The sequence below is a fragment of the Georgenia satyanarayanai genome (genome assembly GCF_009193135.1).
Lineage (GTDB): Bacteria > Actinomycetota > Actinomycetes > Actinomycetales > Actinomycetaceae > Oceanitalea > Oceanitalea satyanarayanai.
The window spans coordinates 139,300-161,571 of sequence record NZ_VUKC01000007.1 but is presented as its reverse complement, the minus strand read 5'-3'; the positions used below and the strand labels follow the sequence as shown (position 1 = coordinate 161,571).

At 69.4% G+C, this 22,272-nt stretch carries 4 protein-coding genes; all 4 read right to left on the bottom strand.

All coding sequences use genetic code 11. The features are described from left to right. Positions 1 to 6,304: ThuA domain-containing protein (locus GD632_RS09975; protein ID WP_193311430.1), on the bottom strand; the 6,304-nt coding region annotated here is incomplete at its 3' end. Between the two features lie 259 nt (positions 6,305 to 6,563). Then, complete coding sequence (locus GD632_RS16225; RefSeq protein WP_226924793.1) at positions 6,564 to 11,582, bottom strand: ThuA domain-containing protein; 5,019 nt, start codon at positions 11,580 to 11,582, stop codon at positions 6,564 to 6,566. Between the two features lie 260 nt (positions 11,583 to 11,842). Continuing rightward, entirely contained in the window at positions 11,843 to 17,317 is a 5,475-nt protein-coding gene (locus tag GD632_RS09965; protein WP_152191599.1) for a TIM barrel protein, read from the bottom strand. 324 nt (positions 17,318 to 17,641) lie between these two features. Then, positions 17,642 to 22,129 (bottom strand): PQQ-dependent sugar dehydrogenase, encoded by a 4,488-nt coding sequence (locus tag GD632_RS09960; protein ID WP_152191597.1) that lies wholly within the window; start codon positions 22,127 to 22,129, stop codon positions 17,642 to 17,644. Between the last annotated feature and the right edge of the window lie 143 nt (positions 22,130 to 22,272).

The following is a 22,272-nucleotide window of genomic DNA, read 5'->3' as shown; positions in this document are numbered from 1 at the left end:
ACCCGCGCCACGTGTTGGACAGGTGGAACTCCGCGGTGCGACGGTCCGGCTGCGGCTGCCCGGCGGTGGAGAAGGTGAAGGACCACTCGGCCACCGCGCCCTCGGCGAGCACGAAGCCCTCCGTCGCCCGCGCGATCACCTCGACGGTCCCGACACCCGGGTAGGTCCCCGCCGGCACGACCTCACCGTCCACCAGGTACTCCACACCCTCGACCGCGGGGATCGTGAACGTGTCGTTGGCGAAGCCGGCCCGGTCGGTGAAGGTCACCGCGAGCGGCGTCACCTCCACCGGCTCCGCCGGCCCACCATCGGTGGAGAAGGTGTGCACCCACTCGGCGGTCGCGCCCTCGGCGAGCACGTAACCCTCGAGGGCACGTGCGGTGACGGTGACCGTCCCGGAGCCCGGGTAGGTCCCGGCCGGCACGACCTCACCGTCGACGAGGTACTCCACGCCGGTGGTGGCGGGGATCGTGTACGTGTCGTCCGCGGTGCCGTCCTCGTCGGAGAACGTCACCGGTGCGGGCGTCACCTCCACCGGCTCGGGCTCCCCGTCGGTGAACGTGTGGGTCCACGTCGTCGTCGCGCCGTCCGCGATGACGAAGCCCGCGAGAGCACGGGCGGTGACCGTCACCTCACCGGAGCCCTGCACGGTCCCCGGCTCGACGACGTCGCCGTCGACGAGGTACTCCACGCCCGGGCTCCACGGCACCGTGTACGTGTCGTCCTCGGTGCCCTCCTGGTCGGAGAAGGTCACCGCGGCGGGGGTCACCTCCACGGGGCGGGAGCCCTCCTCGCCGGCCGGCTGGCCGGTGAGGTACTCGAACCCGGTCTCGACGAAGTCCTCGCCCTGCGGCGCCACGTCGTACTCCATGACGTAGTAGGCGATGTCCGCGTGCTCCTGCGCCGCGGCGAGGATCTCCTGCAGCGGCACGTCTCCCTCACCGAGGTTCGTGAAGGCGATGCTGCCGCCGAGGCCCGTGGCGTCCTTGATGTGGAGCAGCTCGATGCGGTCCCCGTGCTCCGCGAGGAGCGCCGGGACGTCCACGCCCGCGTGCGCCGCCCAGGCCACGTCCACCTGGAAGGTGACGTACTCCGGGTTCGTCTCCTCGACGAGGATCTCCCACGCCGACATCTGCTCACCCTCGTGCTCGTACATGGTGGTGAACTCGACCGCGTGGTTGTGGCCGAAGAACTTCCCGATCCCGGCCTCCACGGACCGCTCGCCGAGACGGTCCATCGCCTCGGCCGTCGCCAGGGTGTTCTCGTAGCTGCCGATGCCCGGGGCGGGGAAGCCGCCGGACCCGACGTACTCCTGGCCGATCGTCTCGACGTACGCGAGCGTCTCGTCGAAGCTCGCCTCGCCGACGTTGTAGTGCGACGAGGGGACCCGCAGGCCGATCTCGTCGACCAGGGCACGGAACTGCTCGGCCGTGTAGCCGTTGAAGTTCGCGCCGTAGGGCTCGATGTTCTCCAGCCCGATCTCGGCCAGACGCGCGAGGACCGTGGGCAGGCCCTCCGCGTTCACCCACGGGATGAGGGAGTACAGCCCGATCGACACCTTCTCCACCGGCACGAGCACCGGCTCGGTCGGCTCGTCACCGAGGACGCGGAAGTAGTCGAAGCGGAGCGTCGGCTCCTCCTGTGAGGCGGCGCCGAGCGCGAAGAGACCCACGCGCCCGTCCGCTGCGACGCCCGCGTTGGTGACCGACGGCAGGTCGGTCCACGTCTCGCCACCGTCGACGGAGTAGGACCCGGTGAAGGTGTCCCCCGCCTTGGTGAGCCGCAGGTGCACGGTCGTCGCCGTGATCGCCGGCGAGTTCGGCTGCGGGTCCTGGACCGCGCTGTCGATCTCGCTGCGGATCTCGACCAGCCGCGACACCGCTGCGCCGGGGCTGTTGGTCGTGAGCACGTCGAGCTTGACGTAGTTGTCGTCGTCGACGTACGCGATGAGGCCGCCCTGCTCGTACTGGCGGGTGGTCTCGGAGGTGTCGACGACCGTCTCCACCGTCCAGTCCTCGTCGCCGAGGTCCTGGACCACGAAGTTGGCCGGCGTCTGGTTGTCGCCCCCGTAGATGTCACCAGGGGTGGCGTCCAGCTCGAGGTGACCGTCGACGACCCGCAGGTGCTCCGGGTCGGGGCGCACGACCTCCCAGCGGCACTCGTCGAGCGCGGTGCCGCTGAACTCGTCGCTCGGGTCGACCTCACCGGAGGCGTCGACCGACGAGATCGACACGAAGTCGAAGGAGGCGTCGACCGGCGCCTGCGGCCGGTCACCACCCTGGACGGCGAAGACACCGACCCGCGGGTTGTCGATGCCGGCGAGCGACTTAGTCTCCGACATCTCGGTAAAGGTGACCCCGTCCGCGCTGTAGGACGCGTTGAGGTTCTCCCCGTCACTCGTGAAGCGCACCCACCCGGTGGAGGGGTAGTCCGCACCGAGGGCGGGGCTGTTGGAGGCCCCGACCTCGTTCGGCGACCCGGCCTCCTCACGGATGAACTGGTACACCCGCTCGGCCCGGTTGTCGCTGCGCTCCTGGAGCACCATCTTGGCGTAGTTGTCGTCGTCGCCGTAGATGAGAAGCCCGGCCTGCTGGTAGGCGCCGGTGCCCTCCATGGTCACCTTGGTGGTGACCGTGAACGGACCGTCCGGCAGGTCCCGCAGGACGAGGTTGGGCGAGTCGCTGTTGTTCGTGCCGTAGATGTCGGTGCCCGACGTCGGCATGATGAGGCTGCCGCCGCTCACCCGGAGGTTGTGGTCCCTGCGGACCACGGTCCACGACTCGGCGTCGAGGGTGTCGCCGTCGAAGTCGTCGGTCCACACGTCGACGCACTGCGCCGGGGGCGCCCCGACGGTGATGGTGACCGTGGCCGTGGCCGCGGCTCCACCCTCGTCGGTCGCCGTGACCGTCGCCGTGTACGTGCCGGCCTCGGTGTAGGTGTGGGTCACCTCGGCGCCCTCACCCGTGGCCCCGTCGCCGAAGTCCCACGTGAGGGTGACGTCGTCACCGTCGGGGTCGGACGCCGTCGCCGTGAAGGTCACCTCGAGAGGTGCCTCCCCGGACGTCGGGGTGGCCTCGACCTGGATCGTCGGCGCGACGTTGTCCGCCGCTCCGCGGCCGGAGAAACGGATCTCGTCGATGTCGAACAGCGCGTCCTCGGTGTCACCGGTGAACACGAAGAACACCGGCCCGCTGCCGGGCTCGGCGTCGACGGCGACCGTCTCGCTGACGTCCCAGGTCTCCCAGCCGCCCGTGCTCGCGAGCTCGACGGAGGCGACGACGGGACCGTCGACCGCTCCCTGACGCACCTCGACCGTGCCCCCGGCGCCGCCGGAGGAGTACCGGAAGGAGATGCCGTCGATGCCCGTGAAGTTCAGCGGGTCGAGGGAGATCCAGTCTCCGTCGTGGATGTCACCGACCTGACGGCCGCCGGCGGCGCCGTCCTTGGTGACGACGTTGACGCCGGAGGCGTCGTCGTAGAACTCCGCCTGCTGGCGGCGCAGCCGCAGCATCGCCTCGTCGTCACCGGTGAGGCTGGGCACGCCGTCCGCGCCCTGGTCGGCGTAGCGGGCGTTGATGATGCCGAAGACGTTGGCGTCCAGGCCGTGGCCCTCGTCGGCCGCCGTCGCGATCGACCCCTCGCAGCCCGTGGTCCGCGAGAGCGGGTGCCCGTGGCTGTCGTGGCCGAGGATGTACTCGACGATGACGTCGTCGCAGTCGATGTCACCGTCCTCCACGTCGGTGACGTTGACCCGGAAGGGCACCGTGTCACCGAAGTAGAAGACCGAGCCGTCCTCGGGGATCTCGAGCTCGACGACCGGCGCGGTGTTGCCCGCCGTGATGTTGACGGTCGCCGTCCCCACCCGGCCGTCCTCGCTCACCGCGTTGAGGCGCACGGTGTGCACGCCCGGCTCGGTGAACGTGTGGGAGGTCGTCACACCTGTCGCGTCGATCTCGCCGTCGTTCTCGAAGTCCCACTCGAAGGTGAGGTCCGACCCCTCGGGATCGGTCGAGGTGGACGCGTCGAAGTTGACTGTCAGCGGCAGGGCGCCGTTGGTCGTCGAGGTCTCGATGCGCGCGACCGGGTTGAGCGTGCCGACGTAGTCGATGCGGTAGAGCGCCGAGAACTGGTCACCACCGAACCAGCTCCGCCCGTAGTCGAGGACGTACAGGGCACCGTCGGGACCGAACTCGACGTTCATCGGCCACGAGAGCTCGAGCCAGTCGAAGGACGGGACGATGTCGACAAGACCACCCTCCTCGTCGATGACGAACTCACGGATCCATCCGCGGCCCCACTCGTAGTTGAAGGTCTTCCCGTCGTAGTACTCGGGCCACTTGGTGTCCGAGTCCAGCTCGGGGTCGTAGTTGTAGGTCGGGCCGCCCATGGGCGACTCGCTGCCGGAGCCGAGCTGCGGCTCGGAGCCGCCGTCGTAGGGCAGCCACGCCGGCACGGCCGGCGGGAGCTCGGTCAGCCCGGTGTTGTGCGGACTGTCGTTGACGAGGTTCTCGCAGTCGAACTTCGGGCCGGAGGTGCCGGTGGCGAAGTCGTAGTCGTTGTACGCGTCGTTCGCGCCGTGGCAGAAGGGCCAGCCGAAGTTCCCGGGCTCCTTGATGAGGTTGAACTCCACCTGCCCGCCCGGCCCGCGGTTCGGGTTCGCCGCACCGGCGTCCGGACCGTAGTCACCGAGGTGGACCCAGCCGGTCTCCTTGTCGACGGCGAAGCGGAACGGGTTGCGGAAGCCCATCGCGTAGACCTCCTCGCGCACGAGGTCCGCGTCCCCGGAGTACTCGTCGAAGAGGTTGCCGCTGGGGATGGTGTACGTGCTGCCCGGGCCCGGCTCTGCGTCCTCGGCGATCTCGTCCAGGACGTCGATCCGGATGAGCTTGCCGCGCAGGTCGTTGGTGTTGCCCGAGGTGCGACGCGCGTCGAACGCCGGGTTGCGGGTGGCCCGCTCGTCCAGCGGCGAGTAGCCGTCGGAGGCGAAGGGGTTGGTGTCGTCGCCGGTGGACAGGTAGAGGTTGCCCTCGGCGTCGAAGTCGATCTCGCCGCCGGCGTGGCAGCAGATGCCGCGGTCGGCCTCCACCCGGATGATCTCCTGCTCCGAGGCGAGGTCGAGAACGCCGTCCTCGCTCAGCTGGAAGCGGGAGAGGCTGTTGTACCCCTCGAAAGCGGCGAACTGCTCGGCGGTGCCGTCCTCGGGCGCGTCACCCGGCGGCGTGTCGAGCGGGGGTGCGTAGTAGATGTACACCCACCGGTTCTCCTCGAAGTTCGGGTCGATCGCGATGCCCTGGAGACCGTCCTCGTCGTGGCTGTAGACGGGGATCGTCGCGGCCGTGCGGGTCGAGGCGTCGGCGGTCGTGTAGAAGACCCGGCCGTCGCGGGCCGTGTGCAGGACGTCGCCGTTCGGCAGGACGGCGAGCGCGATCGGCTCACCGATCGTCGCCCCGCCCCGTGCCAGGGTCACCTGCTCGAAGGAGCTCTCCACGGTGGCGGTGCAGTCCGCCCCCTCGACGCCCGCCGCGGTGCGCAGGCCGCCGAGGATGTGCTCGACGAACTCCGGCTCGGAGAAGGACGCGCTGGTGTGGCCGCCACCGGTGTACCAGGACCGACCGCCGTCATGGTTGTGGCACCAGGCGATGGGGTGGTCGGTGCCCATGGCGTTGTTGCCGGGCGCGTAGGTCGTCTCGTCCAGCGTGGCGAGGACGTGGACGTCACCGCGCGGGTTGTCGCGGTAGTTGTACCACTCGTCGGTGCGGTTCCACCTCATCGGCAGGTGCGCGGTGGACGGGTGGACCTGGTCGACGACCGCGACGTCAGCGTTCGGCGTGCCGGGAGGGTGGCTGGCGAAGTAGGCGCCGACGAGCTCCCCGTACCAGGGCCAGTCGTACTCGGTGTCGCTGGCCGCGTGGATGCCGGCGTAACCGCCACCGCCCTGGATGTACTCCTCGAAGGCGGCCTGCTGCTCGTCGTTGAGCACGTCTCCCGTCGTGGACAGCCAGACGACGACGTCGTACTGGGCGAGATTGTCGGTGGTGAAGTCGGTGGCGTCCTCGGTGGCGTCCACCGAGAAGTTGTGCTCCTCGCCGAGCTGCTCGATCGCGGCGATCCCCGCCGGGATCGAGTTGTGGCGGAAGCCGGCGGTCTTGCTGAAGACGAGCGCGCTGAACTCCGCGTCGTCCGTCGGTGGCGGTTCAACGTCTGCATTGGCGCCGCTCACGGCGAGCGGCAGTACGAGGGCGCTGGCGAGCACCGTGCTCGCGCCTCGGGCCCACCACCGCCCGCCCATCGGTCGTCTGGTCACGCTTCCTCCTCGAATCGTGGACACGTCCGGCCTGTCGGCCGGTGCCAGGCCCGGCGTCCTCGCATCGGTGCGGGGAGCCAGGCCGTGTGCGTTAGATCACAGGCGGTCACAGCCTAGGGTCAGTTTTGCGTGCAGGTCAACAAAAGTCGGTAGCCGAGGTCTGGTGATCGGCGACCCTCTCGTCCTTTCGGAGGAGCCGGGACACGGCGCAGGGCCCCGCAGCCGGGACGGCTGCGGGGCCCTGGGCCCAGCTCTCGGATCAGCCGATCTTGCTCAGCGAGCTGATCGTCTTGGCAGCGGCGGCACCGCCGACGGGGCGACGGATCCCGAGGGTGTCGGTCCCGTCCCCGTTCCAGTCACCGACGTACACCTCGTCACCGAGGCGGCCGAAGGTGAGGACCGTGTCCGCGTCCCCGCCACGCAGGGAGTTGTTCACGTGGAAGACCCGACCGCGCTGGATGGCGAAGGTGTCGACGCCGTCGCCGTCCCAGTCACCCGCGTGGGTGACGTCCGAGGGACGGCCGTAGGTGAAGACCACGTCGGCGTCGCCGCCGATGACCGAGTTCTTCACGTGGTAGGTCGCACCACGGCGGATCGCCAGGGTGTCGTTGCCGTTGCCGTCCCAGTCACCGACGAGCACCTCGTCGTCCGCGCGGCCGTAGGTGAAGCTCACGTCGGCCGGACCACCCCGGAGGCTGTTCTTGACGTGGTACTCCGCACCGCGGCGCACCGCGAAGGTGTCCCGGCCGTCACCGTCCCAGTCACCCGCGAGGATGACGTCACCGGGCCGGCCGTAGGTGAACACGGCGTCGGCGTCACCGCCGCGCTGCGCGTTGGACACGTGGAACACGTTGCCGCGGCGCACCGCGATCGTGTCCCGGCCGTCGCCGTCCCAGTCACCGATGAGCACCTCGTCGGTCATCCGGCCGTACATGAAGTGGACGTCGGTGGTGCCGCGCCAGGTGTTGGACAGATGGAACTCCGCCGTCCGACGGTCGGGTGGCGGGGCACCCTCGGTCGAGAAGGTGTGGCTCCACTCGGTGGCCGAGCCGTCGGCGAGCACGAAGCCCTCCGCGGCCTGCGCGGTGACGGTCACCGTGCCCGCGCCCGGGTACGTCCCGGGTGCCACGACCTCACCGTCGACGAGGTAGACGACACCGGTGGAGCGCGGCACCGTGAAGGTGTCGGCGTCCGTGCCGTACTCGTCGGTGAAGGTCACCGGTGCGGGCGTCACCTCGACCGGGCGCGAGCCCTCCTCGCCGGCCGCCTGGCCGGTGAGGTACTCGAACCCGGTCTCGACGAAGTCCTCGCCCTCCGGGGCGACGTCGTACTCCATCACGTAGTACGCGATCTCGGCGTGCTCCTCCGCCGCGGCGAGGATGTCCTGGAGCGGGACGTCACCGTCACCGAGATTGGTGAAGTTCGGCCCGTCCTCCTCACCGAGACCGGTCGCGTCCTTGACGTGCAGGAGCTCGATGCGGTCGCCGTGCTCCTCGATGAGAGCAGGAACGTCGACCCCGGCGTGCGCGGCCCAGGCAACGTCCAGCTGGAAGGTCACGTACTCGGGGTTGGTCTCCTCGACGAGGATCTCCCACGCCGACATCTCCTCACCGCCGTGGTTGTACACGGTGGTGAACTCGACCGCGTGGTTGTGGCCGAAGAACTTGCCGATGCCGGCCTCGACCGAGCGCTGGCCGAGGCGGTTCATCGTCTGAGCCGTCTCGAGCACCCGCCCGTAGGAGCTGATCCCCGGCTGGGCGAACCCTCCCGAGCCGACGTACTCCTGCCCCAGCGTCTCGACGTAGTCCAGCGTCTCGTCGAAGGTGCCCTCGTTCGTGTTGTAGTGCGAGGAGGGCACGTCGAGCCCGATGAGGTCGACCATCGCGCGGAACTCCTCGGCGGTGTAGCCGGCGAAGTTCCCGCCGAAGGGCTCGATGTTCTCCAGCCCGATCTCCGCGAGCCGGGCGAGCACCGACGGTAGTCCGGCCTCCTCGACCCACGGGATGAGGGAGAACATCTGGACCGAGACCCTCTCCACGGGGATCTCGACCCGGTCAGGGTCCGGATCCTCGGCGGACATGCCCTGGCCCTCGAAGTGGATCTCGTCGATCTCCACGGCCGCGTCACCGGTGACGACGAAGTACACCGGGTCGGGTCCGCCGACGGGGCTCACGGCCGCGGTGGCGGAGCTCGTCCAGCCGTCGGTCGCCTCGAGCTCGACCGTCGCCATGAGCTCGCCGTCGACAGCGCCCTTGCGCACCTCGACGGTGCCCGTGCCCGTCGAGGTGTAACGCAGCGAGACCCCGTCGATGTTCGTGAGGTCCATCGGCGCGAAGGAGATCCAGTCGCCGTCACCGGCCTCGCCCACGGCGCTGCCGCCGCCGGCACCCTCACGGTCGACGACCTCCACGCCCTCACCCTCGGTGAAGAACTCGGCCTGCTGGTGCCGCAGCCGCAGCACGGCCTCGTCGTCCGCCGAGAGGGCGGGCAGGTCCTCGGCACCGAGGTCGGTGTACGAGGCGTTGATGACGCCGAAGACGTTGGCGTCCAGACCGTGCCCCTCGTCGCGCGGTGTGGTGATCGTGCCCTCGCAGCCGGTCGCCGAGCTCAGCGGGTGGCCGTGCTCGTCGTGGCCGAGGATGTACTCGACGCGGACGCGGGAGCAGTCGATCTCGCCGTCCTCGACGTCGGTGACGGTGACCCGGAAGGGCACCTCGTCACCGAAGCTGAAGATGCCGCCGTCGACCGGGAGCTCGAGGGTGACCTCGGGGGCGGTGTTGCCGACGATGACGTTCGTCGTGATCGTGCCTGTCCGCAGCTCCTCCCCCTCGCCGGCGCTCACCGTGAGCCGCGCGGTGAACACGCCGGCCGTCTCGTAGGTGAAGCTGGCGGTCGGCTCGGTCGAGTCGATCTCGCCGTCGTTGTCGAAGTCCCACGCGTAGGACAGCGGCATCTCCTGCGGGTCGGTCGACCCGGTGCCGTCGAACTCGACGGTCAGCGGGGGCTGGCCGTTGTTCGTCGACGTCTCGATCCGGGCGACGGGGTTGGGGCTGTCGGCCACGTAGTCCACGCGGTACACCGCGGAGTCCCAGGCGCCGGAGAAGAACCCGCCGCTGCCGTAGTCGAGGACGTACAGCGCACCGTCGGGTCCGAACTCGACGGCCATCGGCGTGGACGGCTCGAGCCAGTCGAGGGACGGGACGATGTCGACGAGACCACCGTCGTCGTCGATGACGAACTCGCGGATCCAGTCCCGCCCCCACTCGTAGTTGAGCGTCTTGCCGTCCCAGTACTCCGGCCACTTGCGGTCGGAGTCGAGCTCGGGGTCGTAGCGGTAGGTCGGGCCGCCCATGGGCGACTCGCTGCCGTCACCCAGGTCGGGGACCGAGCCACCGTCGTAGGGCAACCATGCCGGGATCGCGGGCGGGAGCTCGGTGAGACCGGTGTTGTTGGGGCTCTCGTTCACGGGGTTGTCGCAGTCGAAGGCCTCCCCGGACTCACCCGAGCCCGCGGGCTCGCCCTGCGGCGGGAACTCGTAGTCGATGTAGGCGTCGTTGTCGCCGTGGCAGTACGGCCAGCCGTAGTTGCCGGGCTCCTTGATGAGGTTGAACTCGACCTGGCCGCCGGGGCCACGGTCGGGGTCGGCGCTGCCGGCGTCGGGGCCGTAGTCACCGAGGTGGACCCAGCCGGTCTCCTTGTCGACCGCGAAGCGGAAGGGGTTGCGGAAGCCCATCCCGTAGATCTCCGGCCGCGTGAGCTCCGTGCCGGGCGCGAAGAGGTTGCCGTCGGGGATCTCGTAGGTGCTGCCCGGGCCCGGCTCGGCGCCCTCGGGGATCTCCTCGAGCACGCTCACCCGCAGCAGCTTGCCGCGCAGGTCGTTGGTGTTGGCCGAGGAGCGCTGGGCGTCCCACGCGGGGTTGCGGCCCTCGCGCTCGTCGATGGGCGTGTAGCCCTCGGACGCGAAGGGGTTGGTGTCGTCACCGGTGGACAGGTAGAGGTTGCCCTCGGCGTCGAAGTCGATCTCGCCGCCCGCGTGGCAGCACGTGCCGCGGTCCGCCTCGACCCGGAGGATCTCCTGCTCGGACGCGAGGTCGAGCACGCCCTCCTCGCTCAGACGGAAGCGGGAGAGCCGGTTGTAGCCGTCGAAGGCGGCGAACTCCTCCGGGGTCCCCCACTCAGGGGCGTCCCCGGGCGGGGTGTCCAGCGGCGGGGCGTAGTAGGCGTAGACCCACCGGTTCTCCGCGAAGTTCGGGTCGATGGCGATGCCCTGCATGCCGTCCTCGTCGTGCGTGTACACGGGGACGGTGCCGGCGACGCGCGTGCCGCCGTCGCCCTCGGTGTAGAAGATCCGGCCGTCACGGGCCGTGTGGAGCACGTCCCCGTTCGGCAGGACCGCGAGGGCCATCGGCTCGCCGACGTTCTGCTCGCCCTGGACGAGGGTGACCTTCTGGTAGGAGCTGGCGACGGTCGCGGCGCAGTTCGCGTCCTCGACACCCGCCGCCGTGCGGAGACCGCCGAGGATGTGCTCGAGGAAGGCCGGCTCGGCGAAGGAGGCCTCGGTGTGCCCGCCGCCGGTGTACCAGGACCGGCCGCCGTCGTAGTCGTGGCACCACGCGATCGGGTGGTCCGAGCCCATGGCCAGGTCGCCCGGGTCGTAGCTCGTCTCGTCGAGCGTGGCGAGGACGTGGACGTCACCGCGCACGTTCTCGTCGTAGGTGTACCACTCGTCGGTGCGGTCCCACTCGAAGGGCAGGTGCGCGGTCGAGGGGTGCACACGGTCGGCGACGTCGACCGTGCCGTCCGGGGTGCCCGGTGGGTGGCCCGCGAAGTAGGCGCCGACGAGCTCGCCGTACCAGGGCCAGTCGTACTCGGTGTCGCTGGCGGCGTGGATGCCGGCGTACCCACCGCCACCCTGGATGTACTGCTCGAAGGCGGCCTGCTGCTCGTCGTCGAGCACGTCGCCGGTGGTGGAGAGCCAGACGACGACGTCGTAGTCGGCGAGGTTCTCCTCGGTGAAGTCTGCGGCGTCCTCGGTGTGGTCCACCGTGAAGCCGTTGTCGGCGCCGAGCTGCTCGATCGCGGCGACGCCCTCCTCGATGGACCCGTGCCGGAAGCCGGCGGTCTTGCTGAACACCAGCGCGCTGAACTCGCTGTCGTCCGGTGGTGGTTCGACGTCCGCGCCCGCACCGGTGGCAGCGAGCGGAAGGACGAGCGTGCTGGCGAGGACGGCGCCCGCGGCGCGGGCCCATCCTCGAGAGCCTGTTGGTCGATCGACCACGGCAATCTCCTTGGAGTCGCGTTCACGTGCGGGCCGCGCCGGGGCGCGGCCTTCTTCGGCCGGACAGCGTCCAGCTGGACGTCGCCCCCTGCGTCTGCACAGAACTCAGCGACCCCCACCGAGCACACGATCAGTGTGTGCTACGTCACTTCGTCGCCCGAGCGTATGGCCGGCGCCCCGCGACGTCAACGGCTCCGGGTGCACGGGCAGGGGCCCCCAGCCGGCTGGCTGGGGGCCCCTGTGTCGAGCGGTGGTGCAGGTCAGCCGATCTTGCTCAGCGAGCTGATCGTCTTGGCGGCGGAAGCGCCACCGACCGGGCGGCGGACACCGAGGGTGTCGGTCCCGTCGCCGTTCCAGTCACCGACGTACACCTCGTCACCGAGGCGGCCGAAGGTGAGGACCGTGTCCGCGTCCCCGCCACGCAGGGAGTTGGTCACGTGGTACGTACGCCCACGCTGGAGGGCGAAGGTGTCCACACCGTCGCCGTCCCAGTCACCCGCGAGGGTGACGTCCGAGGCCCGACCGTAGGTGAAGACCACGTCGGCGTCGCCGCCGATGACCGAGTTCTTCACGTGGTAGGTCGCACCACGGCGGATCGCCAGGGTGTCGACGTCGTTGCCGTTCCAGTCACCGACGAGCACCTGGTCGTCGGCGCGGCCGTAGGTGAAGCTCACGTCGGCCGGACCACCCCGGAGGGTGTTCTTGACGTGGTACTCCGCACCGCGGCGCACCGCGAAGGTGTCCTTGCCGTCGCCGTCCCAGTCACCGACGAGGATGACGTCGCCGGGGCGGCCGTAGGTGAACACCGAGTCGGGGTTCCCGCCACGCTGGCTGTTGGACACGTGGAACTCGTTGCCCTTGCGGACCGCGATCGTGTCCTTGCCGTCGCCGTTCCAGTCACCGATGAGCACCTCGTCGGCCCAGCGGCCGTACATGAAGTGGACGTCGGTGGTGCCGCGCCAGGTGTTGGACAGGTGGAACTCCGCCGTCCGGCGGTCGGGGGCCGGGGCACCCGCCGTCGAGAAGGTGTAGGTCCACTCGGCGTCAGCGGCGAGCACGAAGCCCTCCGCGGCCTGCGCGGTGACGGTCACCGTGCCGGCGCCCGGGTACGTCCCGGGTGCCACGACCTCACCGTCGACGAGGTAGACGACACCGGTGGAGCGCGGCACCGTGAAGGTGTCGGCGTCCGTGCCGTACTCGTCGGTGAAGGTCACCGGTGCGGGCGTCACCTCGACCGGACGCGAGCCCTCCTCGCCGGCCTCCTGGCCGGTGAGGTACTCGAACCCGGTCTCGGCGAAGTCCTCGCCCTGCGGGGCGACGTCGTACTCCAGGACGTACAGGGCGATGTCCGCGTGGTCGCGGGCGGCGCGCAGGATGTCCTGGAGCGGGACGTCACCGTCACCGAGGTTGGTGAAGGTGGGGTTGGTCGAGCCACCCAGACCGGTCGCGTCCTTGACGTGCAGCAGCTCGATGCGGTCGCCGTGCTCCTCGATGAGAGCAGGGACGTCCACCCCGGCGTGCGCAGCCCAGGCCACGTCCAGCTGGAAGGTCACGTACCGCGGGTCGGTGAGGTCGACGAGGATCTCCCACGCCGACATCTCCTCACCGCCGTGGTTGTACACGGTGGTGAACTCCGTCGCGTGGTTGTGACCGAAGAGCTTGCCGACGCCCGCCTCGACCGAGAGTCGACCGAGCCGGTTCATCGCATCGGCAGTCTGGAGCACCTTGCCGTAGGAGGAGATCCCGGGCTGGGGGAACCCTCCCGAGCCGACGTACTCCTGACCCAGCGTGTCCACGTACGCCAGCGTCGCGTCGAAGGTGTCCTCCGCGACGTTGTAGTGCGAGGAGGGCACGTTGAGACCGATGAGGTCGACCATCGCGCGGAACTGCTCCGCGGTGTAGCCGTTGAAGTTGCTGCCGAAGGGCTCGACGTTCTCGAAGCCGATCTCCGCCAGGCGGGCGAGCACCGACGGCAGGCCGTCGCTGTTCACCCACGGGATGAGGGAGAACATGCCGATCGAGACATCCTCGGTCTCCACCCGGACGGGGACGAGGTCCTCGCCCGTGAGGTAGGAGAAACCGGTCTCGGCGAAGAGCTCGCCGAGCGGGGCCTGGTCGTACTCGAGGACGTAGAGCGCGATGTCCGCGTGCTCCTCGGCCGCGGCCAGGATCTCCTGCAGCGGGACCTCACCCTCACCGAGGTTGGTGAAGGTCGGACGACCCTCACCCGCCACGTTGACGGCGTCCTTGACGTGCAGCAGCTCGATACGGTCGCCGTACTCCTCGATGAGAGCAGGGACGTCCACACCAGCGTGCGCAGCCCAGGCCACGTCCAGCTGGAAGGTCACGTACTCGGGGTTCGTCTCACGGACGAGGATCTCCCACACCGAGAGCTCCTCACCCTCGTGCTCGTACGTCCTGCGGAACTCACCGTCGTGGTTGTGACCGAAGAACTTGCCGATCCCGGCCTCCACCGAACGCTCGCCCAGACGGTCCATCGCCTCGGCCACCGCGAGGGTGGACTCGTAGGTGTCGAAGTTCAGGCCCTGGACGAAGCCACCCGAGCCCACGTACTCCTGGCCCAGCGTGTCGACGAACTCCAGCGTCTGGTCGAAGGTCGCCTCGGCGGTGTTGTAGTGCGAGGACGGAACCTTCAGACCGATCTCGTCGACCATCGCACGGAACTCCTCGGCGGTGTAGCCGTTGAAGTTGCTGCCGAAGGGCTCGACGTTCTGGAAGCCGATCTCCGCCAGCCGCTCGAGGACGGTCGGCAGACCTGCCTCACGGACCCACGGGATGAGGGAGAACATGCCGATCGAGACCTTCTCCGCGGGGATGCGGATGTTCTCGGCCGGGGGCTGCTCGCCCGAGGCGGTGAAGGCCAGGTAGTCCAGGTCGACGTCACCGGTGCTGGTGACGACGACCTCGCCCGAGCCCTCGGGGATGCTCGTGAAGCGGACCTCGACGTCCTGCCAGCCACCGTCACCGGGGGCAGCGGGGGCGTTCTGGTACGCCTCGACGAGCTCGGCGATCGCGTGCGCGGAGATCTGCCCCTCGGAGAGCTCGACGAGGTCCTCGAGCGGGACATCGCGAACGGCGTCGTGGAACTCCTCCGGGACGAGTCCGCTGACGAACTCGGCGCCGACCGGGTCGGCGAGCCACTGACCGACCGTGGACTGAGCGGTGAGGTTCCGCTCGGCCGGCTCCGCGCCGCCGAACTCGATGTCGGCGAACGGGGTGTCCTCGCCGGCCCAGGTGAGGGAGACGGTGCCCTCGCCCGCGCCGCGGGCGGTGACGGTGTCGATGACGTCGCCGGTGGGGGCGTGGGTCATGGCCATCGGGCGGAAGGTGATGGAGCCCTCGCCCAGCTCGACGTACGAGCCGGCGCCGGCCTCGGCGTCGTCGACGACGGTGACGCCCTCAGCGGCGTCGTACCACTCGGCCTGCTGCACCTCGGGCTTGAGGATGAGCGTGGCCTCACCGGTGATGGACGGGACGTCCGGCTGCGCCTGGTCGGCGTAGGTGACGACGAGGGTGCCGTAGATCTTCTCGCCCTCGCCGTGCTCGACGGCGTCCTCGCTGGTCTGGAGGGTGAACTCGCAGCCGCGCCCGGACTGCTCCGGGTGCGCGTGCTCGTTGTGTCCCAGACCGAAGGTCCAGCGCACGTTGTTGCAGACGAAGTCGTCGCCGTCCTCCGCGTCGGTGACCGACACGGAGACCGGGACGGCGTCGCCCCAGTTGAAGATGGCGCCGTCGTCCACGCTCAGCGTGATCTCGGGGGCCGTGTTGCCGACGCTGATCTGCGACGTGGCCAGGCCGGCCTTGCCCTGGGGGTCGACCGCGCGCAGCGCGACGTTGTACAGGCCGCGCTCCTCGTAGGTGTAGGTCGGGCTCACGCCGGTGGCGTCGTCGTACTGACCGTCGCCGTCGAGGTCCCACTCGAAGGTGAGCTCCTCACCCTCCGGGTCACGGGACGCCGAGGCGTCGAAGGTGACCTCGAGGGGGGCGTCGCTGCTGGACGCCGGGCTGGCCGTGAAGGCAGCCTGCGGAGTCTTGTTGCCGTCACCGACGTAGTCGATGCGGTACAGGCCCGCGTCGGGGTTCTGGCGGAAGAAGCCGTCGCCGTACTCGAGCACGTACATCGAGCCGTCCGGTCCGAACTCCATGTCCATGACGTTGTCCCAGATGGGCTGGTTCACCGTCTCGAGGTGGAGGTTCGGCAGGAAGTCGATGATGTCGGTGACGGTGCCCTCGGAGGAGAGCTCGTCCATCGTGATCGACACCACGTAGTCCTGGGAGAACTCCGCCAGGAAGGGCTTGCCGTCCCAGTACTCGGGGAACTTCGTCTCCGAGTCGTACTGGTCGGCACGGTAGATCGGGCCGCCCATGGGGGCCTGACCGCCGCCGCCGAGCTCGACGAGGATGTCCCACGGCTGGTCGCCCGGGTTGTCGCCGTAGTAGACCTGCGGCTCGGTGACCGGCGGGAGCTGCTCGAGGCCGGTGTTCCAGGTGGAGCGGTTGACCGGACCCTCGTCGCAGTCGAAGAAGCCGTTCTCGCCCGGGGCGTTGTTGGCGAAGTCCCACTCGTTGTAGGCGCCGCCGTCGTTCGGGCCGTGGCAGTAGGGCCACCCGCCGTTCATCGGCTCGGTGGTCAGCTGCCATTCGACGTAGCCCATCGGGCCACGGTCGGCCTGGGCCGCACCGGCGTCGGGGCCGTAGTCGCCCCAGAACAGGGCGCCGGACTCGGCGTCGTAGTCGATGCGGAACGGGTTGCGCAGGCCCATGACGTAGATCTCTTCGCGGACCAGCTCGGGGTCGACCTCACCCGTGTCGAAGAGGTTGCCCTCGGGGACCGTGTACGACGTACCGGGGCCGGGCTCGACGCCCGCCTCGATCTCGTCGTTGACGTTGATCCGGAGGATCGCACCGCGCAGGTCGTTGGTGCTGCCGGCGCCGCGACGGGCGTCGAAGCCCGGGTTCATGCCGGGGGCGTTGTTGATCGGCGTGTAGCCGTTCGCACCGGGGGTGCCGGCGGGGGTGTTGTCACCCGTCGACAGGAAGAGGTTGCCGTCCTCGTCGAAGGCGATGTCCGCGCCGACGTGGCAGCACTGGCCGCGCTGGGCGTCGACCTTGATGATCTCCTGCTCGGACTCGAGGTCGAGCGTGTTCGTCTCGGCGTCCCACTTGAAACGCGAGAGGAGGTTGTACCCGAGCCACTGGTCCCAGTAGGTCTCGGGGTCAGCGCCCTCGGGGAGGCTGTTGGGGGCGTTCCCGGAGGGGGTGGTCTCCGGGTAGGGCGTGCCGTCCTCGGTGGTCCCGGACATGACCCGGGGCGCGTAGACGAGGTAGACCCATCTGTTCTCCTCGAAGTCGGGGTCCAGCGCGATGCCCTGGAGGCCGTCCTCGGAGTTGGCGTACACGTCGAGCTGCGCGACCTGGGACGTCCCACCCGTCGTGGGGTCCGTCAGGCGGACGACGCCGTTGCGCGCGGTGTGGAGGACGCGCGAGTCCGGCAGCACGGCGAGGTCGATCGGCTCGCCCGTGTTCTTGGTGAGCAGGACCTTCTCGTAGTTGTTCCAGTCCAGCGCCGGGTCCTCGACCGGGGCTGGCTCCGCTTCCGGCGGCTCGGTTTGTGCTTGCGCACCGCTCATCGCGAGCGGCAGCACGAGAGCGCTGGTCAGCAGCGCACTCGCACCTCGGGTCGCCCAGCGGCGCCCCGTTGATCGTCTGACCACGATTCCTCCTTGAGTCGCGCACGCGGAGGTCCCGCTGTCGTCGACAGCGGGACCTGACCGGATCGATGACTGGCGGGCGGTCCGCCAAACTGCCACTCGGCCCAGCTAGTGGGGGCGGCGACAGCACACACTTCGTGGTGTGTGGGGCGCCCTCCCCACCAACGTGCTCCAGATCACGACCCGGCCCACGATAGACAGCGAGTTAAGGAACCGTCAATTCAAAAGTCAGCATGTAGACGACCATGTTCGGTCATCCAGTCGGCGCGGCGCGCGAACGGGGCCCCCAGCCGGATCGGCTGGGGGCCCCGGTGGAGCTCACGGGTGTCAGCCCACCTTGCTCAGGGCTCGCACCTCCCCAGTCGCCGCAGCTGCCGACGAGGGCACGACCTGCGCCGGACGACGGATACCGAGCGTGTCGGTGCCGTTGCCGTTCCAGTCACCGACGAACACCTCGTCACCGAGGCGACCGAAGGTCACGACCTGGTCGGCCGCCCCGCCTCGCAGCGCGTGGTTCACGTAGAACGTGCGACCACGCTGGACCGCGAAGGTGTCGCGTCCGTCACCGTTCCAGTCACCCGCCAGGGTGATGTCAGCGGCACGACCGTAGGCGAAGACGACATCGGCGGGGCCGCCGGACATCGAGTTCTTCACGTAGTAGGTCGCTCCTCGGCGCACCGCGAAGGTGTCCCGGGAATCACCGTTCCAGTCGCCCACGAGCACCTGGTCGGCCTCACGGCCGTAGCGGATGACCGTGTCGGCCTCACCGCCGCTGTGGGAGTTCTTCACGTGGTACTCCGCCCCGCGACGCACTGCGAAGGTGTCGCGGCCGTCACCGTTCCAGTCACCGACCAGGACGTCGTCACCGGGCCGACCGTAGGGGAACACCCGGTCCGCGTCGCCGCCACGCAGACTGTTGGACACGTGGAAGGTGTTCCCGCGGCGCAGCGCCACGGTGTCCCTGCCGTCACCGTCCCAGTCGCCGATGAAGACCTCGTCAGTCGTCCGACCGTACGGGAAGCGCACGTCAGTGGTGCCAGCCCACGTGTTGGACAGGTGGAACTCGGCGGTCCGCGCGGCCACCTCGGTGGAGAAGGTGTGGCTCCACTGCGCAGTGCTTCCCTCCGCCAGGACGTAGCCCTCCGCGGGGCGCGCCGTCACCGTCACCGTACCCGCGCCCGGGTAGGTACCCGGCGCGACGACGTCGCCGTCGACGAGGTACTCCACCCCGACCACGCGCGGCACCGTGAAGGTGTCGTTCTCCGTGCCCGGCAGGTCGGTGAAGGTCACCGCGGCAGGCGTGACCTCGACCGGGGCAGGCACCTCCCCGGGCTCCCGCCCGGTGAGGTACTCGAAGCCCGTCTCGACGAAGGTCTCGCCGTCGGCGGCGCGGTCGAGCTCCATGACGTAGTACGCGATGTCCGCGTGCTCCTCGGCGGCCGCCAGGATGCCCTGGAGGTCCACGTCGCCCTCGCCGAGGTTGACGAAGGTCGGGTTGGACGACCCACCGAGGTTGGTGGCGTCCTTGACGTGGAGCAGCTCGATGCGGTCCCCGTGCTCCTCGATCAGAGCCGGGACGTCAACCCCGGCGTGCGCGGCCCAGGCCACGTCGAGCTGGAAGGTCACGTACTCGGGGTTGGTGTTCTCCACGAGGATCTCCCACGCCGACATCTGCCCCTCGTTGCCGTGGTCACCGGGGATGTCGTGCACCGTGGTGAACTCGCTCGCGTGGTTGTGGCCGAAGAACTTCCCGACCCCGGCCTCGACGGAACGCTGACCGAGGCGGTCCATCGCCTCAGCGACCGCGACAGTGGACTCGTAGGTGTCGAGGTTCATGCCCTGGACGAAGCCGCCCGAGCCGACGTACTCCTGACCGAGCGTCTCGACGAACTCGAGCGTCTCATCGAAGGTTGCCTCGGCGGTGTTGTAGTGCGAGCTCGGCACGCTCAGGCCGAGCTCGTCGACCATGGTCCGGAACTCCGCGGCGGTGTAGCCGGAGAAGTTGCTGCCGAAGGGCTCGATGTTCTCGAAGCCGATCTCCGCCAGGCGTGCGAGCACAGCCGGGAGACCGACCTCGTCCACCCAGTTCGTCAGGGAGAACATGCCGATCGAGACCTGCTCGGCCGGGACGACGATGTTCTCGCCGGGCTCACCCGGCTCGCCCGGGGCCTCGCCGGAGGCGAGGAACTCGAGCGAGTCGAGGTCGACGTCACCGGTCGCGGTGACGACGACCGAGCCGGAACCCTCGGGGATCTCGGTCAGTGTCGTCTCGACGTCCTGCCAGCCGTCCTCATCGGTGAACGGGAACTCGGCGAACGGGGTCTCCGCCTCGCCCCAGCTGAGCGAGAGGGTCCCCTCGCCCTGTCCACGGGCGGTGACGGTGTCGATGACGTCGCCCGTCGGGGCGTGGCTGAAGGCCATCGGCGCGAAGGTGATCGACCCGCTGTCGAGGTCGGTGACGTACGCACCGGCCCCGGCGCCACTGTCGCTCACGACGGTCGCGCCGTCGATCGCGTCGAACCACTGAGCCTGCTGCACCTGAGGCTTGAGGACGAGCGTGGTCTCACCGGTGGTGGCGGGGACCTCCCCCTGCGGCTCGTCGGTGTAGGAGACGACGAGCGTGCCGAAGAGCTTCTCCCCCTCGCCGTGCTCGCGGGCGCTCTCGCGGGTCTCGACAGTGATCGTGCACCCCGTGCCGGACAGCTCGGGGTGAGCGTGGTCGTCGTGCCCGAGACCGAAGATCCAGCTGACCCGCTCGCAGTCCGGGTCGTCGCCGTCCTCGGCGTCACTCACGCGCACCTCGGCGGTGAACGTGTCACCCCAGTCGAAGATGGCGCCGTCGTCGATCGTCAGGCTGACCTCGGGCGCGGTGTTGCCCACGGTGATCTGGCCGACGGCCAGACCGAAGAGACCCTGCGGGTCGGAGACACGCAGGACGACCGTGTACTGCCCGCGCTCCTCGTAGGTGTAGGTGAGCGTCTCGCCGGTGGCGTCGATCTCACCGTTGCCGTAGAGGTCCCACTCGTAGGTGAGGTCCTCACCCTCCGGGTCGAAGGACGCGGAGGCGTCGAAGTTCACCGTGAGCGGTGCGTCGCTGCCGGAGACCGGGTCGGCCGTGAAGGACGCGCGGGGCGCCTGGTTGCCCTCGTTGTAGTCGATCCGGTAGAGCCCGGCGTCCGGGTTCTGGCGGAAGAAGCCCTTGCCGTACTCAAGCACGTAGAGGCTGCCGTCCGGGCCGAACTCCATGTCGATGATGCCGCGCCACTCCGGCACGGCCTGCTCGTACAGGTGCGCGTTGGGCAGGAAGTTCGTCACCCCGGTGACCTCACCGGCGCTCGTCGGCTCGTCCATCTCGAGGACGGCCATGTAGTCCTGGGAGAACTCCCCCATGAAGATCTTCCCGTCCCAGTACTCGGGGAACTTCGTCGGCGAGGAGCTGGCCGGGTCGTAGCGGTACATGGGGCCCCCCATGGGAGCCTGTCCACCTCGGTCGGCGAAGGTGACGAACTCGTCCCACGGCTGATCACCCGGGTTGTCGCCGTACCAGATCTGCGGCTCGGTCACCGGGGGCATCTGCACCATGCCGGTGTTCCAGGTCGAGTTGTTCACCGGGCCGGCGTCGCAGTCGAAGAAGCCGGTCTCCGTGGGGGCGCCCGTCTCGAAGTCCCACTCGCTGTAGGGCTCGTCGTTGGGGCCGTGGCAGTAGGGCCAGCCACCGTTCATCGGCTCGGTGGTGAGCTGCCACTCGACGTAGCCCATGGGGCCACGGTCGTCCTGCGCCTGAGGCGCGTCGGGACCGTACTCACCCCAGAAGAGCGCCTCGCTCTCGATGTCGTAGGCGATGCGGAAGGGGTTGCGCAGACCGAAGACGTAGATCTCCTCGCGCACCGGCTCGTCCGCGTACTCCTCGCCGGAGAACAGGTTGCCCTCGGGGATCGTGTACGTGCTGCCCTCGCCCGGCTCGGCGTCGGCGTCGGCGGCAATCTCCTCGTTCGGCGTGATCCGGAGGATCGCACCGCGCAGGTCGTTCGTGTTGCCCGCGCCACGGCGCGCGTCGAAACCGGGGTTGAAGCCCTCGCGGTTGTTGATCGGCGTGTAGGCGTTGGCGCCCGGCGTACCTGCCGGCGTGTTGTCACCCGTGGAGAGGAAGAGGTTGCCCTCGCCGTCGAAGGCGATGTCGGCGCCGACGTGGCAGCACTGCCCACGCTCGACCTCGAAACGGATGATCTCCTGCTCGGAGTCGACGTCGAAGGTGCCGGTCTCGGCGTCGAGCTGGAACCGGGAGAGCACGTTGTACCCGAGCCACTGGTCCCAGTATCCGATGTCCTCGCCCGCGGGCAGCTGCTCCGGGGCACTGCCCGCCGGGGTGGTCTCGGGGTAGGGGTCGCCCTTGGAGTTGAGCCCGTCCATCACGCGCGGCGCGTAGACGGTGTAGACCCAGCCGTTCTCCTCGAAGTTCGGGTCGAGCGCGATGCCCTGGAGTCCGTCCTCCGAGTTCGCGTAGACATCGATGTCCGCGATGAGTTCGGTGAGGCCCGTCTCGGGGTTGGTCAGCCGAATCTCGCCGTTGCGGGCGGTGTGGATCACCCTGCTGTCCGGGAGCACGGCCATGCCGATCGGCTCCCCGGTCTCCTTGGAGAGCAGGACGCGCTCGTAGTTGTTCCAGTCCAGTGCTGGGTCATCGGCTGGTGCCGCCGGTGGCGGCTCGGACTGAGCATGTGCTCCGCTCATCGCGAGCGGCAGCGCCAGCACTCCGGCGAGCAGCGCACTCGCCCCTCGGCTCGCCCAGCGGCGCCCCGTTGGTCGTTGGGTCACGATTCCTCCTTGAGTCGCACACGCACGGCGCCCATCACGCAGCGGGACGGGCTCGTACCGGTCCGATGACTGACGGGAGGTCCGCCACAACTACCGTCGGCCGGTGAGGGAGCAGGCGGCGTCACAGCCACCTCGGCGCGTAG